General features: G+C 41.4%; 14 protein-coding genes. 12 read left to right on the plus strand and 2 right to left on the minus strand.

Going from position 1 to position 15,173, the window contains the following annotated elements:
* The first annotated feature begins 127 nt into the window (after positions 1 to 127).
* The 9 genes from H735_RS10290 (at position 128) to H735_RS10325 (ending at position 9,918) form a co-directional block, all read left to right on the plus strand.
* Positions 128 to 1,786: an ATP-binding protein gene (locus H735_RS10290; RefSeq protein WP_020194564.1), complete on the plus strand. Its 1,659-nt coding sequence runs from the start codon at positions 128 to 130 to the stop codon at positions 1,784 to 1,786.
* A 298-nt stretch (positions 1,787 to 2,084) separates the two neighbouring features.
* Positions 2,085 to 2,261: a hypothetical protein gene (locus tag H735_RS30840; RefSeq protein ID WP_020194565.1), complete on the plus strand. Its 177-nt coding sequence runs from the start codon at positions 2,085 to 2,087 to the stop codon at positions 2,259 to 2,261.
* 103 nt (positions 2,262 to 2,364) lie between these two features.
* Positions 2,365 to 4,020: a phosphoadenosine phosphosulfate reductase domain-containing protein gene (locus H735_RS10295; protein ID WP_020194566.1), complete on the plus strand. Its 1,656-nt coding sequence runs from the start codon at positions 2,365 to 2,367 to the stop codon at positions 4,018 to 4,020.
* 172 nt (positions 4,021 to 4,192) lie between these two features.
* Positions 4,193 to 4,420 carry a hypothetical protein gene (locus H735_RS10300; protein WP_020194567.1) on the plus strand — a complete coding sequence of 76 codons (228 nt, stop codon included), beginning with the start codon at positions 4,193 to 4,195 and terminating at the stop codon, positions 4,418 to 4,420.
* A 49-nt stretch (positions 4,421 to 4,469) separates the two neighbouring features.
* Positions 4,470 to 6,167: a DUF6884 domain-containing protein gene (locus H735_RS10305; protein ID WP_020194568.1), complete on the plus strand. Its 1,698-nt coding sequence runs from the start codon at positions 4,470 to 4,472 to the stop codon at positions 6,165 to 6,167.
* Between the two features lie 192 nt (positions 6,168 to 6,359).
* Positions 6,360 to 7,136 carry a hypothetical protein gene (locus tag H735_RS10310; RefSeq protein ID WP_020194569.1) on the plus strand — a complete coding sequence of 259 codons (777 nt, stop codon included), beginning with the start codon at positions 6,360 to 6,362 and terminating at the stop codon, positions 7,134 to 7,136.
* Positions 7,137 to 7,291: 155 nt separating this feature from the next.
* Entirely contained in the window at positions 7,292 to 8,425 is a 1,134-nt protein-coding gene (locus H735_RS10315; protein WP_020194570.1) for a hypothetical protein, read from the plus strand.
* 502 nt (positions 8,426 to 8,927) lie between these two features.
* Positions 8,928 to 9,359: a hypothetical protein gene (locus H735_RS10320; RefSeq protein WP_020194571.1), complete on the plus strand. Its 432-nt coding sequence runs from the start codon at positions 8,928 to 8,930 to the stop codon at positions 9,357 to 9,359.
* A 43-nt stretch (positions 9,360 to 9,402) separates the two neighbouring features.
* Positions 9,403 to 9,918, plus strand: a complete 516-nt coding sequence (locus H735_RS10325; protein ID WP_020194572.1) for a hypothetical protein — start codon at positions 9,403 to 9,405, stop codon at positions 9,916 to 9,918.
* Between the two features lie 39 nt (positions 9,919 to 9,957).
* On the opposite strand, the gene H735_RS10330 is transcribed toward H735_RS10325, so the two are convergent.
* Together H735_RS10330 and H735_RS10335 are read right to left on the minus strand one after the other, a co-directional pair.
* Positions 9,958 to 10,368, minus strand: coding sequence for a hypothetical protein (locus tag H735_RS10330; protein ID WP_020194573.1), 411 nt, complete (start codon positions 10,366 to 10,368; stop codon positions 9,958 to 9,960).
* 75 nt (positions 10,369 to 10,443) lie between these two features.
* Positions 10,444 to 11,562: a hypothetical protein gene (locus H735_RS10335; RefSeq protein ID WP_020194574.1), complete on the minus strand. Its 1,119-nt coding sequence runs from the start codon at positions 11,560 to 11,562 to the stop codon at positions 10,444 to 10,446.
* Between the two features lie 334 nt (positions 11,563 to 11,896).
* On the opposite strand from H735_RS10335, the gene H735_RS10340 reads away from it, so the two are divergent.
* Genes H735_RS10340 through H735_RS10350 form a run of 3 tightly spaced genes read left to right on the plus strand, consistent with a single transcriptional unit; the run spans position 11,897 to position 15,124 of the window.
* Positions 11,897 to 13,411 (plus strand): DNA cytosine methyltransferase, encoded by a 1,515-nt coding sequence (locus tag H735_RS10340; RefSeq protein ID WP_020194575.1) that lies wholly within the window; start codon positions 11,897 to 11,899, stop codon positions 13,409 to 13,411.
* A gap of 26 nt (positions 13,412 to 13,437) precedes the next feature.
* On the plus strand, positions 13,438 to 13,662 hold the full coding sequence (locus tag H735_RS10345; RefSeq protein WP_020194576.1) for a hypothetical protein: 225 nt from the start codon (positions 13,438 to 13,440) through the stop codon (positions 13,660 to 13,662).
* Positions 13,663 to 13,693: 31 nt separating this feature from the next.
* Positions 13,694 to 15,124, plus strand: coding sequence for a hypothetical protein (locus tag H735_RS10350; protein ID WP_020194577.1), 1,431 nt, complete (start codon positions 13,694 to 13,696; stop codon positions 15,122 to 15,124).
* The last annotated feature ends 49 nt before the right edge of the window (positions 15,125 to 15,173 follow it).

A 15,173-nucleotide genomic window follows, 5' to 3' on the forward strand; every position in this document is an offset into this window, starting at 1 on the left:
ATAACAATACTGAAAACTTATTACGCCTGATCTAATCACACAGTGAATTGGACTAAGTTAGTTGCTCATAACATCGGTAGCAAGCAAACGGTATAGCGGCACAGTGACCGCAAAAAGGAGACCACACATGCTACCAATGAACCTCAATAACTTTTTGTTAGGATCTCGAGACTCAGGATATAGCCTATCTGATGGCGTCGCTGAGATTATTGATAATTCCATTCAAGCTAACTGTTCATATGTTGATATTCAAACGATATCAAACAAGAAAAAAGTGGAAGCCATACTGTACGCTGATAATGGTAAAGGTATGGATTTTGAGACAATTTACAATTACTTAGTTATCGGTCAATCATCTACTTTCTTAGCCACATCAGGTATCGGCAAGTATGGAGTCGGTGCGAAGTTGTCAGCTTACAATATCGGCTTAAGAATCGACGTCTGGTCTCGTCCTGAGGGCTCAAAAGAATACATGCATACCTACTACGATCTAGATGAAGTCGCCAAGTCAGATTCGGTTGTTGAAATTCGTGAACCGGAATACTCTGAACTGCCTCCAGAAGTTTCCGCGATGATGCCATCAGATGCAAATACGATTGTCCGCTGGTCTAAGCTCGACAAATTCCCTAAAAAGAGTTTTAACTCAATTAAGTCTGAACTTACGACAAACCTTGGCCGCATTTTCCGTACATATATCTACCATGGCTTAAAACTGACATTCAATGGTTCCGAAATTAAAGCCTTCGACCCTTCGATGCAATTGAAAGGTACTTATAACGATGAAATTCTAACAAAAGCGTATGATGGTGAGGACGCGAAAATCCGACACTTCGAGCCAACCTTTATTTGCCAAAATGAAGTACTCATGGAGCGTGACGGAGACGTAGCTACATTAACAGTGACAGTAATGCCAAAAGAAGTGACTCGCAAACCTGGCATGGGTGGCGACTCGCTTGCTCGAGCTCTTAAGCTCAAATCCAATCAAGGAAACGTGAGTTTTGTTCGTTCTCATCGCGAGGTGGGATATGCTCTGATTCCAAATCTATTTGGTAGAGCTGTTGTGGCTGAAGACAGGTTCATTGCCGTCTCGGTCGAATTCACGCCAAAGTTTGATAAGGATTTTGACGTTAGAATCATTAAAAGAGGCGTTGAACCTCAAGGTAGCTTGAGAGACATCCTTCAAGAAAAGTTGAAGGCATATATTCCGATCGCGTCTAAGGTATTGAGACAGCAATGGAATTCACAAGAAATGGACGTTGATTTTGAGGCGATTGAACAGGCTGTAGAACGCATGAACATTCTTATCGCAAAATCACCGGAAGCAACAAAAGATGCATCTCCAGTTATGGTCGCACAAAAACACGTCGAGCTAATGAAACTAGCTTCTGAGATTGGTCTAGATCATGATGCTTCCCAAAACTATCTAGAACGTAAATGCTCACGTCCATTTGTTCTCGAACGAGTAAAGAGCCTTGGTGCTAATGGAAGCGACTTTCTAGATTTTACCTTCAACCAAGACCAGGTGATTATTCGCGTTAATGAAAGCCATAATGTCTACAAGAAAGTATGGGCACCACTTCACGAGATATCGAAGCTAAGCAAAGACGAACTTGAATTGGTAAACCCTGGAGAGACAGCCAAGCATAGCCTAGAAGCGTTAAATTTAATGCTTATCGCCTTTGGACGCCAACAAGCTCTTTTACCTGTGCAGAACTTCAACTCGAGCATGTCTGGCTGGTCTGAGCAACTTGACCGCCTGATCTACCAAGTAGCTAAAAGTTCATAACGTGAGCGATGGAAACAAGGTACTCATCCAGTGGACTGTAAAGTCCACTGGGGAGGTAAAACAGACTAGACACTCAATGCTAAGGGGCACAGCCCAAAAGCTTGTTAACTGGCTGAACAAGAGTAACCGAAGAGAAAATGTCGGGTCAGTATACGAAATATTCAACTAAGTACAAAAGGTCGCATTAATGCGGCCTTTATTAATTCTCATCACCTGATCTTATCTTATGAACAATTGGTTGCTGCAACCTCGCAGTAAACTGGATTGAACAAACATTCACAGCACTAAAGGTACTGATATGGCGACAGTAAGTTGGAAAAATGACAGCGGCAAAGAAACCAAAATCCACATTCAAAGTGGTAGTGAAACACTATGTGGGAGAGCGATTCCTACACGCGGCAAAGAATGGAACCTATTCGGTACCGCAACTTGCCAGCGTTGTCTTAAGGTTCAAGAAAAACTGAACCAAGAGTGATGAAATAGAACTCGGCCTCTTTCTGAACACTCCGACACTTGGATTGGGGCCAATAATTAAAATCTCAATATACAGCAAATGCCAGATTTGACGAGGACATAGCATGGATTGGTTTACTAAAATTACAAATGCGAAGAATGAGTCAGTGCCAGACCTTAAGCAACGAGCTAAGGATGTCATCAACCGACTGGAGAAGACGTTTCTTACTCAACCAATGATGCCTTGTATCCTCTATTCCTTTGGAAAAGACTCATCAGTAACAATGTCTCTTTCGCTTGTAGCTTGGGTGCGAGCTACTAAAATTAGCCCCCTTCTTGCAAAAATCCCGTTTCTAATCGTGTATTCAAACACTCGTCATGAGTCACCACACAAGCAAGATTACATGCTTAAGGAAGTTGGAGACATTAAACGCTATGCCAATGTTCATGGGATTAATCTGGTAATGCTTGAAAGCAAACCTCGAATCAATGAGTCATGGGCTGGTAAGGTGGTTGCTGGTAGTATCGTCAACTGGACAAGAATTCTCGGGAAGTCAGCGGGATGCAGTGTTGATTGGAAAATTAAACCTAATGAGCGCATTGTTAAGCCATACGAAAAAATGGCTCAAGAGATGGGGATTCAATTAGTTAAGTTTTTGGGGTCTCGTGCCGAGGAATCACCAACTAGAGCTCAAAACCTTGCCCGGTATGGGGCAAATTCATTCACCATTTGTCCATTCAATGGGAGTAATTACCTCTACCCCGTCATGGATTGGTCTGTAGAAGATATTTGGTCTTATTTGCTTTTCTGCGAAGATGATATTGATTCGAATGTACCGGGAATTAAAGACGGGTTTGATCGAACCGCTGCTTACTACAACTCGATGAGCGCAACGGAATGTTCAGCTACTGATATTAACAACGGAAGTTCATGTAAAGGTGCTAGGGATGGCTGTTATATCTGCTTCATGAGCGACAGTCCTACGTTGGACGAAAGCATCGGTAAAAACTTTCCACATATTTCGCCATTGCAAGAGTACCGTAAATTCATGCTCTACAACGATGCCAATGCATTGAACCGTTCTTATGTACAACAGGCACCCGGTTCACTGAATGATGTCAAAGCGGCTTGCAACTCCGGTAGCTACCTTTTGGATCTGGTTCGTATTGGACTTACTATACAAAAGCGCGAAGAAGAACGTGCAGAACAAGAACGTGAACTGGTAGAGAATGGTTTACACCTCGATCCGGAGAATGCTCTCACTGAGTCTACATTCACTATTTTTGAACCAATTGATATTGCTTGGATAGACTGGAACTGGATGTCACGTGGTCTTCAAGTTGAGCCACATGCTGCGCTCAAAGCTTACTACGATGTTTATATCAGGGACATCCGATATGACATTCCGGCAGGTTACAAGCGCCATAGCGTAGAATATACAGACTTAACCACACATAACGGTAAGATCTTCTACCCTGAATTAGATATTAATGGTGAGGATTCAGCAGATTACGATCTGAATGACATTAGTAGTGATACAACCTGGCAGTTTGCTTCAAATGAAGAATGCTCACTCGTATTTACACAGGAAGTTTTAGAAAGTTGGCTACGAGAACAAAGCTTCACTAGGGCCGGAGACCGTTGGATTGAGTCCGGAATGCTGAAGCCTCCAAAAGCACAATTAGGTCGCATTAAAAAACGTCGTGAATGGGTTAAGAACATCTACCAACTTGGATTAAACCAAAAGGCATTTGATGGCGGGCCATTAACAGGAATTTAAGAACGAGTTTCATAGCCTGACGCTTAATCCATCACCCATCGAAGCCCTGACGCTATGCTCGGGGCTTTTTCTATGTAAAAAAAACCTGATCTAACTACATAGTCCATTGGAAAAATTCCGTTGATTGGATGATGACTCTTCAAAGAAATATACCAATTCAAAGGATCATTAAATGAAAATTGTAGACCTATATGGAAATCAAATTGAAGTTACCGATCTTGAAGCTGCCATTGACCAAGCTAAGGGAGGCTCAAAAATAAATGATATTTATCAAACTCCTTTTTCCATCGATTCACAAGGGGTCTCAACGCCAATTTCAGGTAAAGAGAATGAACGTCACAGTGTTGGGGAATATTGGTCCGATGCTTTGAAAAAGCTACGTGCGCTACAAGTGGCTTAACTAATCCCCTGACCTTACCTCAAGTTGGGGTTTATAAGAGACTTTCACTATGATTGCACCAAATAACAAGCCAGTATTGATTATCGGCTGCTCAGACAAAAAAATAGCAGAACCAGCTCGAGCTATCGATCTATATCAGGGTGGTTTTTACACTATGTTACGCAGCAATATTGGCACCGAAGACCCAACGGATTACTTTGATATCAAAATCCTGAGTGGTGAGCACGGACTCATCAACAGCACTGATGTAATTGCTCCATATGAAAAGCGAATGTGCTGCAGAAACGATAAGCTCCAAGTTGCTGAGTATGTCGAACGTCATTCACAAAACGCGCTTAAGCAATTGACTCAAGCATCTGGTGAGCGTGCTCTGTATGTAGTCCTATCAAATGACTATTTATCAATGTTTAAATCACTTATGGGTAACAAGTTGGATGCAGTTCTTGCTAAATACCATTCCCATTACATTTGCGAGTCACACCGCGGTATTGGCGACCTACGGGGGGCTCTCAAGCGAATCATAAATCACGTAGTAAAGGAACCTAGAGACAAACCGGAGCGCATATGGTTCCGCTCTGGTGTGGCAAACATGGCCGAAATCGGATTTATAGCTTCTGGGAATGATGTCGGAACCTCCCTTGCGCATGTTAATAGCAATAAGCAGACAGACCTACTATCAGTGATTCTTGACTCCACTAAGACGGGTAGAAAGGTGTTCGTCGATAATGGCCTGATAACATTATTAAACAAGGGTAAAGAGATTGATACTGACTGGGTGTTTGCAGAGTACTCACGACTAATAGCGTCCCTTAAACCGCGTCATGCTAAGAACGTCTGGATCGTGGTGCCTGATGACGTAGCCTCAAATGAAAATGCAGTTGCGATTTTGCGAAAGCATTCACGTCAGATAAGACAACTGGCGAAGAAATGCAATGTGATTCTACCGATCCACAGAGCACCAGACATACGTCAACATGCTTTAAGCCTAATGTCGGAACTGAAGTTCGGTAAAGTGTGGCTTGGTATTCCGTGTCTAACCAAGAAAAATCTCGATCTAGCTCTTTCAACCAGAGAAATTGATCAACTTCTGACGCTTAAGTCGCCAACAGGTGAGATGCTGTTTCCTCGAGTTCATTTCTTTGGAATGAGTGAGGCAACTTATAAGAGTAAACTTAATCCGCGCCTATTACTGGCTGATCTACATAACGCAGAGGTTAGTCTTGACTGTTGTCGTACAGCAAGCGTATTCGGTAAGACTACAAACGGCCTCCGTAAAGGCTCTCAACTAGCTGAAAATTTGAAAGAAGACCATATTAAGCAGCAAGTGACAAAATCAAAGGGTTATCAGGAATGGAGTTTCAATATGGAGTTTCATAATCCTGAGAGCAGCCCATTTGTTACTGCAGACTTCTACGACATGATTAACACTGATCAGATCTTGCTATGGTGGGACGTTTACAACTTAGCAATGAAGAATCACCCAATGTTGCAGGAAAGCCGTCAGTGGTCGGAAAATGAAATTGACGATGCGATTGAAGTGGCATGGAACTTAACGTCACAGCGAACTGTAGATGTCATCCTGTTCGAAGAGCTAAAGAAGTTAAATTGGGCCCGCTTCAAGCATCACGTTGAGCAGTTAACAGAACTAAGTGGATTTGATGCACGTTTCAACGCAATTAAGGAACTATTCATGACCAATAAAAAAATGAGTGTTCAGGTGCAGATGCCACTGAGACTCTGTGCCTGAGATAGTACTTAGTGAGTAATATGGAAAAGATAGTAAAACAAATCGTCACACTGCTGATGATGCAACGCGGTTCAGCTATAGAAATAACCGTACAACTAAAATTCCGAAAAGAAAGGTTGAGCCACTATTCAGACAGTTCTCAACACAAGTAAAACTAATCAAAATTCAATAGATAAAAGGACATCAAATTCTATGCTGAGAAATCTCGCTTTACTTATTTCTCTATGCGCTTCAATTGGCGCATACGCTTCCAATACTGAAGATTCCAAACTTACGGTCCAAACCTACCTAAAACAGTTAGAAGTGATAATCAATGCTGCACAAAACAATCTTGGTTTGCAGGTCTTTGCCGCTAATAATTCCACTGTTCAAGATATCAAACGTTTTTGCCAAGCATATGGGGTTGATTGTAATCATGCGACCGTTAACGAGTTCAATCAATACAGTGAAAAACACAATTCTGAAACCGTTGTCAAAGAAAAAGATATGATTAACTTTTCAATGTTTTCTGCATTAAACACCTCCCCTGATTCAAATAAACCTACCAATTCGCTTATTGAGTATGCGGAACGTATTAAAGCCCTTTGCGCGATGAGTACTGGTAATCTGCAACAGCGTTGCTTGCATGATAATAAGCCCATTGTAAAACGTATATATACTTTTGTAGATAACAACAGTGATCGGGCTACAATTGAAGGCTTCAATGATTACCTTAAAAAAGAGCGCAAGAAAGGACTTGATGAATATTTGGCAAAACGCGCAATGATGAAAGAAGGCAAACAAGACATAACTATAAAAGGTAAACAATTCTGCTCCATGTACAATTCCCTGCTCGCTAGTTCAGGAGTGCTTGATCTACTAGAGAAACTTGATATAGCAAAAGACTTACCTGGATACCAACGCTCAAAGAAAGATTTAGTGGATTCTCTGGCTGATTCCAAAACCACTTGGGAAGAAAACTGTATTTAGCCAATAACCTTATACAACAGAAAGGCACCGAAGGTGCCTATTTCATATTTAGCAACTCACAAGACTCCAGATCATACATCCCTACAAATTGGAATTGAGAAGTCATTAATACAATGAACCTATCAATCAGCAATTACTTTTGTAGGTGAATTTCCATGAGTTTCGAAAACGCTATCAACGACATTTTTGACGATAAAATCATTATCCCAAGTGTTGGGGCCAACGTATTTGGCGATCAGGGCAATATCATAGAAATGCTCCCGTCAGAACCTGGCGTGTACTTCGAAGCTCCAGAAATCGAATTAGATACCTACGACTACTACATTGTGTGCACCAGTTCAGGCAAAGACTCTTGGGCATCTCTGTTCTACCTGCTTGAGCGAGGAGTGCCGAAAGATAAGATTCTCCTTTGGCATCATCTTATCGACGGAAAGGAAGACCCTGTTCCATTCATGGACTGGGCTTATGTTGATAACTACTGTTCAGAATTCGCCAAATCTATGGGAATCAGGATTGAGTATAGTTGGTTGCAATATGGATTCAAGGGAGAATTACTCAAGGAAAATAGCAAGCCTCATAACCACATTTTTGAGACGCCAGATGGGTTGGTTGAGTTAGATAGAAAACTTGCAAAACCTGGTACCAGAATGTTGTACCCACAGCAAGAAGCATCACTTTTACGACGTTGGTGCTCAAGTTCACTCAAAATTGACGTATGCCGTCGAGCGATCAACAACCAGGAACGATTCATTGGTAAGCGTACTCTAGTGGTTACCGGTGAGCGACGTGAAGAATCAGGTCCAAGATCGAAGTACAACCAACTCGAACCGCATCATTGCGATACGTTGCGAGCTAACCCAAACAGCAAAAAACCACGCTATGTAGATACTTGGCGTCCAGTGCTACATCTAAAAGAGGAACAAATCTGGGAAATTTTAGAGCGTTGGCGTGTTATTCCACCTATCGCGTATCGCCTTGGATGGAACCGCAGTAGCTGTATTGCCTGCATTTTTAACAGCGACAAAGTTTTTGCAACCATTCGTGAATATTTCCCTGATCAGTTTTACCAGATTTACGAGTATGAACGGTCGTTTGAGAAAACGATTCATCGTAATGGCAAAAACATATTGGAGCGAACTGAAGGTGTTAAGCCATTTGAGTGTCTGGATAAGGAAGCGTTAAAGCAAGCAATTGATCCAAGCTACAAACTGCCTATCTTCCTTGCAGATGGTGAACAATGGAAACTACCTCCAGGAGCATTTAACCAAGAGTCGGCGGGCGCAATCTAAAGCTCGCTATTGAAAATTTCACTTATTTTGTTGATCTGGGGTGAAAGCATTGCGTCCTCTTTACTGGCTCGAGCCAAACATCACAAGATGCGCTTAGCCAAATAGAAAAACGGCTAAAGATCCTTTAACAGTGCCCTCTCCCCTACTGGCTACCGTCAATCATGGCGGTAGTTTTTATCCTTCACTTCTTCTCTCTCGATCAGAACACATTACAAATTGCATAAAAAAATAATTGCGTATTCTGTAAGTTGAAACATCAGATGTACCATTTTAAGCGAGATACAAACGCCTAAAATATCTGGAAAACTCGACCTCTGCGAACCACTCAGAGTGTTTTTCTATTTAAAAGCAATGAAAGGGAAATTCCATTTACTCTAACGCATTCGTCGTGTCGATGCCGGATCGAAGTTTCACCAGTTTGGTTACAAGCTTGCAGGTGATTTTGTACTTGGTGCTTTAGAACGAATCTAATGAGATATGGAATATAGGATTAGGTATTGGCATGACGGAAGTGTATAAGGTTGGTGACGTCTTCAGATCAACAGCTTTAAAGTTCTGTTTAGGACGTGCGTATTATGACAAGACGAATAAAGCCATATGTGTTGATAGGGCATCACTGATCCCAAACCCTCTTCTATCTGAAATAAAAGGTAGAAACGAAGTTGTATGGAACGGCACGGAAAAGGTCGGCACTGCAGATGTGAGATGTATCGATGAGACCCGTTCACAAGCACATTGGAAAATAACGAGCGTTCTTTGTAATCCTACAGGCGGCGGAACAAGCCATACAAATCATATACAAAATCAAACGTGGGCTTCCTACCAATATCAAGCATCGAGAATCAATGCGGATGGAACGCCTCACGATTCAGCAGAAACTCTATGGTTCAACCGGACATTCTTTGTCAGAGACCTAGAGTTGATCATCAACTAATTACAAATTCTGTCTTGGCACGAACTTAGACAAAGGAGATATAATGACAGTAATTCAGCAGCGGTTTGAAAAAGCATGTAAAAATATCAATCTCACTGAAGATGAATTTTTCGCGAACTGCGCAAACAAGGGACCATACCCTGACCGTGAAGTAAAAAGTGTTGTGCGTTCATTTTACAAAAATACCATCCCAAACCCCAAAGCTAACATTATGTATGCTATCTCATCAGAACTGAAAACAGATACAGTAAATTTGTATACTGGACATAATCAGGAAAATATCGAAGTGATCGGTGCTCTCTGGAATATGGTTGTTGAAACCGTTCAAGAAGTGGCTCAAAAGAACAGCTTCGACTTAAACACATTCTCAGGTCGTATTCTGGCTCTTATGGAAGTCAAATCACTAGACAGTGAGTTAGTCGCGGAGATGGCACAGCTAAATTTAGCGAGTAAGAAAAAACTGACGTACGCTGAACCGGAACTTACCATGAAGGAAATGCTACACGTCTGTCAGGTTCTAGAATGTCCTTTCGACTGGTTAGTTTCAGGTAGCTACTAAACCATCTACATAAAAGGCCCCGCACGATAGCGGGGCATTTTATAGATGGTTGTAAATGCTAATAGCAATCACGAGGTGAAAAAGAAAAGCAATAATATAATTACTAATCTTTACATGCTTGAATAGGTTACCCGTTAACTCTTTATAGATGGCCTGTGATTTTGCGATGTCCTCGTTCTTTGCTTGAGCTAACGACTTAAATTTACTGAGCCATTCTGAAGCCGGCTTATATCCATGCAATGCAGCAAGCTTGATTAAACGAATCCCCTCTTCGTGAGATGCATCCCTGATCTCTCTACTAATATGTAGATGTCCCAAATGAAAAAGAGCTGGTGGATAGTTAAATCGCACCGGGAACAAATACAAAAACCTACTGACCGCAAACAACCCGAAACACTCGTAAGTGTAAGCGATCGTAGTTGGTAAACTGAAAATCAACCAATTCAACATATCTTCATCCTAAAAAAGCCATGGAATGATACCACAGCTTTTCGTTTAATAAATTGTTACTCAACACACATGATATTAGTCAGAACTATCTGAACCATCAAGGATATGCAATTGGTCTTCATGATTACTCTGGGGAACCAAATGGTAAGCATCGTAGCTGGAAACCTTAATCTCAACGCCTTCAGTTACAGGTTTGCAATGGAAAGCAATTTCATGATCAATTAATTCTGCGACTAATACCTTAGCTTCTTCAGCGGATAGTGTTCTGCATGTGTCCTGGAGTGGTTGTTCTGGAGCCAAATCACCAACATGTTGAGAATAGTAGAGTACGTGGGCTATATTACCAAAGTCGTCCTTGTAAGCTTCTCCGCTACAAATCTTATTTCCTATGATTGTTGCTAAGGCGATCAGTCCATCAGGATTTGTAACGTGTGCACAGTCATAATATTGGTCATCATCCTGAATAGTTAACTTGCTATCAATTGCACGCACAATGACCGAGACACTACCGGATACTGAGTTGGTTGGCATAATAATATGGATCGGTTTGCCCGGATTAGCTTCAACAAATTGAATTGCTTGTTGCTTGGTCTCAAACATTCCGTCTGTAATGGTTCCCAGATTCCAATTAGAGCCGGAAACTACATCAATGATAGCTTTAGCGTCTTCAGGACCTAAATATCCATTTTGTTCCGCAATCAGGTTCTTAGGCGCAAACTCATGAACTTTGGCCGTTTCCTTTCCGTCCTGTTCATCATGAATATCAACTAAGAAAGCATTACCGAACTCAGTAGCAATGCGGATCAAATCACTAAAGTGAGGAACTAGTTCTGGAGAATAATCGTTGTCGTCATCCTGAATAAATAGGTTGCCTTCTTCAGTCTTAACAGCGATAGCAACAACTTCATCCGTATCGTTCGGCAGTAGCATGTGAAGCGGTACACCAGGAAAATTCTCAATAAATTCTAAAGCGACCGCTTTGCTTTCGAAACAGCCCTCTAATGCAGGAGCCAACAACCAGTTAGAACCATCCAGTAGTTCAACTAATTTCTTCGCTGCCTGGGGGCATAAAGTTCCATAGTAATCTTTTGCTGAAAGATATTGAGGGTACGCCTTCTCCTTATAATGTGAGGAAAAAGGCTCGTTGCGACAGTCCTGCTTATTAAACAGATTGTCATTATTTGGGTTGGTCATATCGACAATACCTTTAGTTAATCAAAGTTCATATACCCAAATAATATTCTGGACCATTATAAACAAATTGATCTTATCTCCGTACACAAAATTGGTGCGAATTACTTGGTAATATGAGCTTTAAATTCACTTTAAACTATTGATATATAAGCAATATAAGCCCGTTCATTCAGAAGCGATAATTGCAACCATCTTCGACAAAGGGATTTGAAGGTTAAATCCAATTACAACCGTCCACTTCTTTGATCTAGTTGCATTTCACATTGGATTTAAGCACCCACGAATAAAATAGCCAGTATGCCGAACTAATTGAATCCCCTGCGAGGTGCAACCAATGACTCTTTTAATACAACGACCAGTTAACCGCGTTACAAGTAAAAAAGCTGGAGTAAAGAACAGAATTTGGCTGGAAGGCAAAGAAATTTTGAACTACTTCAAGGTAGGGGAAACTATCAAGATTGAAGACCAAGATGATGGTGAAACTATTGTGGCTGTATCTGTGCCAGTTGAAGCTAAACGCAGTGACCGCTCCTTAAGAAGCGTTTCCAGCAAAGTGAACCGCTACTCTGGTGCCAAAGTTGGGTTGATCGAATTAAATGAGAGCAACTCAGATATACTAAAAACCTATAAACCAGAGCAAGTCCTAAAAATTGTAATGCAACGTGGCGTTTTAAAGATCACCGTTAAACACGATGTGTTAGAAGAGCGAATCCAAGAACGCGAAAGTACAATGATTGACCGCTTGAAGAAAGGTATTCCGCTTGAAAAAGCAGACCTATTTGCCGGTGGTGGTACTCAGACAATTATGTCGCATGATGGATTTAAACTTGCGGGATTATCGTCAGTAGTTCGTTTTGCCCTAGACAATTACGACCAAGCGATCGAAAACCTTGCAACCAATGTCCGTCATGTTTTCGATGATTATTCAGTTTTGATTAACTCCGATATTAGCCTAATCGATCCTATGATGCTGCCAAAAGTGGATATCCTAACCATTACCGCGCCATGCACAGATACGGCTAAGTGTGCAAGGGCCAAAAAAGGAAATAAGCTCGAAACAGACCAGACTGCTCACCTTGTATTTTACTACAGCAAAATCTTAGAGCATTGCAATCCATCTATTGTCTTCATTGAGAACGTAAAAACGTGGAAGAATTTTGCTAGTTGGCATGTTTTAGCTGCCCTGCTAACCCAGTTTGGATATAAGTTCCAAGTTCGTGAGATTGACAGCCACAAAGAAGGATTCTCTCTCGAAACTCGTGAGCGAATGTATGTAGTTGCTCAATCTCGCAACCTAGACCTTGATTTTGACCTAGACGATGTTGAATCCGTTTCTAAACCAAGACAGACGTTAGCTGAAGTCCTTGATCATGTATCGCCTGAATCCGAGGTTTGGAAACCTTATGACCATTTGAAAAAAGAGCAAAAAAAGCATGAAGCCAAAGGCAATGGATTTAAGATGCAAATCTTCACACCAGAATCAACCTACATTGCGACTTTAAGAGCTTTGTATCAACGGGCAGGAACATCGGACCCATTGATTAAGCATCCGACCAAAGATTTATATCGTCAGGTTAGTGAAATCGAACACTGTCGTATAAAAGAAATCCCAGAAGAATTTGTCGCAGGGACAGTTGTCGGCCACGCTCAAAAAATCTTAGGTAACGGGCTGTCTGGTCTGGTATCCAAATCGATTTTTTACTACTTGGGTTTGTCCCTTAAGCGTCTCGTTCAACCAAAGATAGAACTTAAAGCAAAGGTAAATGATGCCTTTGATAAAGCCGGTAAAGAAGCAAATCAACTCACTCTGAATTTTGACAACTTACTAAGCGGTGTGTCTGCGGCCTAACCGAATATCAATAAGGAATTACATCCATGACAAGACTTGTATTTATTACACCAGAACAAAAGAAACTGATTAAAGAAGTACTGAGCGAAGATGCTATTCTGGTGTCTGATCCAAACGAGAAAAGAAAGCTCGAAGAAAAAGGTTTCTCTGACGGAGATGAAACTGATCATAATTTTGAATGCCAACCTCAAGTTATGTTTGATTTTGCTACATCTGAACACCCTGCCTTTCGCAACATTGACGAAGAATAAATATCACATCATAAGTAAAGGAATATCTAAGATGAATGAACAAGTATTGGTAAAGGTCAATGTACCAGAAGTGGCAACGAAGGAGCTATCACTCAAAATCTCTGCTGATGGTAAACGGAAATTGACCATTAGCTCTAACTGGTTGCCTCTATTCTCATTTGAGAAAGGAATGAAGGTCGAGGAACGTTTAATCGGGGATGGTGAGGGGTTTACTATTGAACCGGCATCAGTTCTTACGCCAAAGCCAAAGCAAGTCTATTCCAGAACATACAAAAGACGTAGAAACAATCCCTTTATGGAAACATTGACTGAAACCAGTTCACAAAAGCTGTTGGACAAAGCTCTTCCGAAGTACACCAAGAAAGTACTTGTGATCTTTGAACAAAACAAAATCACAGTGAAACCGGTAGTAAATCGGCTAATTGAACGTGTTTCAGCGTTTCTAAGATCCAGTGCGCCCCTTACAGCGTTCTCTGTCTGTTCTTCTGGCGTAGATGCCAGTGCCGCGCATAAAGAAGGTTTCGAGTTAAACGGGGTTGTCGAGTACAGACCTAATGAGAAACGAGATGTGTCGGCAGGTCGAGACTTAACCGAGTCAGGTGCTCTCACATTCATTGAAAATGTCCCTGTTAAGGCACTTTTTAATGAAGATATTTATGAAATGAATCCTGACCACATTGCTGAAGTCATGAAGCACAACCAATCGAACCTCTTAACGATTTCATTATCATGTGATGATTTTAGTGCTGCAAAATCTGGAAGCTTAAGAGAAAAATCATTGGATGATCTGAGTACTGGAATTGACATGATTTACCCTGCATTAAAGTTGATAGAGCGTATGAATTTTACCTCGGTACTGCTTGAACAAGTTGTTTCCTTTGGCCGTTCAGCTATTGGCAAGCTTTGGAATACTGCTTTGAGACGAATGGGTTACCAAACGTATGAATGTGAAATTAACCCTTCAGAGCATGGCTATGACGGTAATCGCCCACGCTATTTCCATTTTGCTACCATCTTGCGAGACACACCGTTTAGCTGGCCAACAACTAATGTTGCTCGCAATGAATCTCTGTGGGAGAGATTAATTACGAAACACCTCCCCTCTCTACGTGATGTTACTGAAAACAGTGCCATGCAAAAGGGATTAACTAAGAATCATCGTTTACGACCTATCACACCGGATTCAACAAAAGTACCTTGCATCCTTAAGAGTCAATCCAGAATGGCTGCTGACAGTGTTGTAGTAATGCCTGATCCGGATACAGTTCTGTGGCCGAGTGAAGCATTAATCAAAGAAGTGATGGGAATGGAAGATTTTAAATTGAATTGTGTTAGTGCTGATATTGCCAGTGAACAAATCGGTCAAGCTGTTCACAGGTCGCACTATCAAGAGATCATAAAGAGTGTAAAAGAACACCTTATTCGGGGGCATAGCACCCAATCACTAGCACTTGGTATGTAAACCTCACGCAACTAAGAAACAATTATCTAGGTCGGTGAATGCCGGCCTT

Source organism: Vibrio owensii CAIM 1854 = LMG 25443 (genome assembly GCF_000817815.1).
GTDB lineage: Bacteria > Pseudomonadota > Gammaproteobacteria > Enterobacterales > Vibrionaceae > Vibrio > Vibrio owensii.

Bases quoted from the DNA above. Each gene is read 5' to 3' on its own strand.
- H735_RS10290 (WP_020194564.1), top strand. From the start codon at position 128: ATGCTACCAATGAACCTCAATAACTTTTTGTTAGGATCTCGAGACTCA.
- H735_RS30840 (WP_020194565.1), top strand. From the start codon at position 2,085: ATGGCGACAGTAAGTTGGAAAAATGACAGCGGCAAAGAAACCAAAATC.
- H735_RS10295 (WP_020194566.1), top strand. From the start codon at position 2,365: ATGGATTGGTTTACTAAAATTACAAATGCGAAGAATGAGTCAGTGCCA.
- H735_RS10300 (WP_020194567.1), top strand. From the start codon at position 4,193: ATGAAAATTGTAGACCTATATGGAAATCAAATTGAAGTTACCGATCTT.
- H735_RS10305 (WP_020194568.1), top strand. From the start codon at position 4,470: ATGATTGCACCAAATAACAAGCCAGTATTGATTATCGGCTGCTCAGAC.
- H735_RS10310 (WP_020194569.1), top strand. From the start codon at position 6,360: ATGCTGAGAAATCTCGCTTTACTTATTTCTCTATGCGCTTCAATTGGC.
- H735_RS10315 (WP_020194570.1), top strand. From the start codon at position 7,292: ATGAGTTTCGAAAACGCTATCAACGACATTTTTGACGATAAAATCATT.
- H735_RS10320 (WP_020194571.1), top strand. From the start codon at position 8,928: ATGACGGAAGTGTATAAGGTTGGTGACGTCTTCAGATCAACAGCTTTA.
- H735_RS10325 (WP_020194572.1), top strand. From the start codon at position 9,403: ATGACAGTAATTCAGCAGCGGTTTGAAAAAGCATGTAAAAATATCAAT.
- H735_RS10330 (WP_020194573.1), bottom strand. From the start codon at position 10,368: ATGTTGAATTGGTTGATTTTCAGTTTACCAACTACGATCGCTTACACT.
- H735_RS10335 (WP_020194574.1), bottom strand. From the start codon at position 11,562: ATGACCAACCCAAATAATGACAATCTGTTTAATAAGCAGGACTGTCGC.
- H735_RS10340 (WP_020194575.1), top strand. From the start codon at position 11,897: ATGACTCTTTTAATACAACGACCAGTTAACCGCGTTACAAGTAAAAAA.
- H735_RS10345 (WP_020194576.1), top strand. From the start codon at position 13,438: ATGACAAGACTTGTATTTATTACACCAGAACAAAAGAAACTGATTAAA.
- H735_RS10350 (WP_020194577.1), top strand. From the start codon at position 13,694: ATGAATGAACAAGTATTGGTAAAGGTCAATGTACCAGAAGTGGCAACG.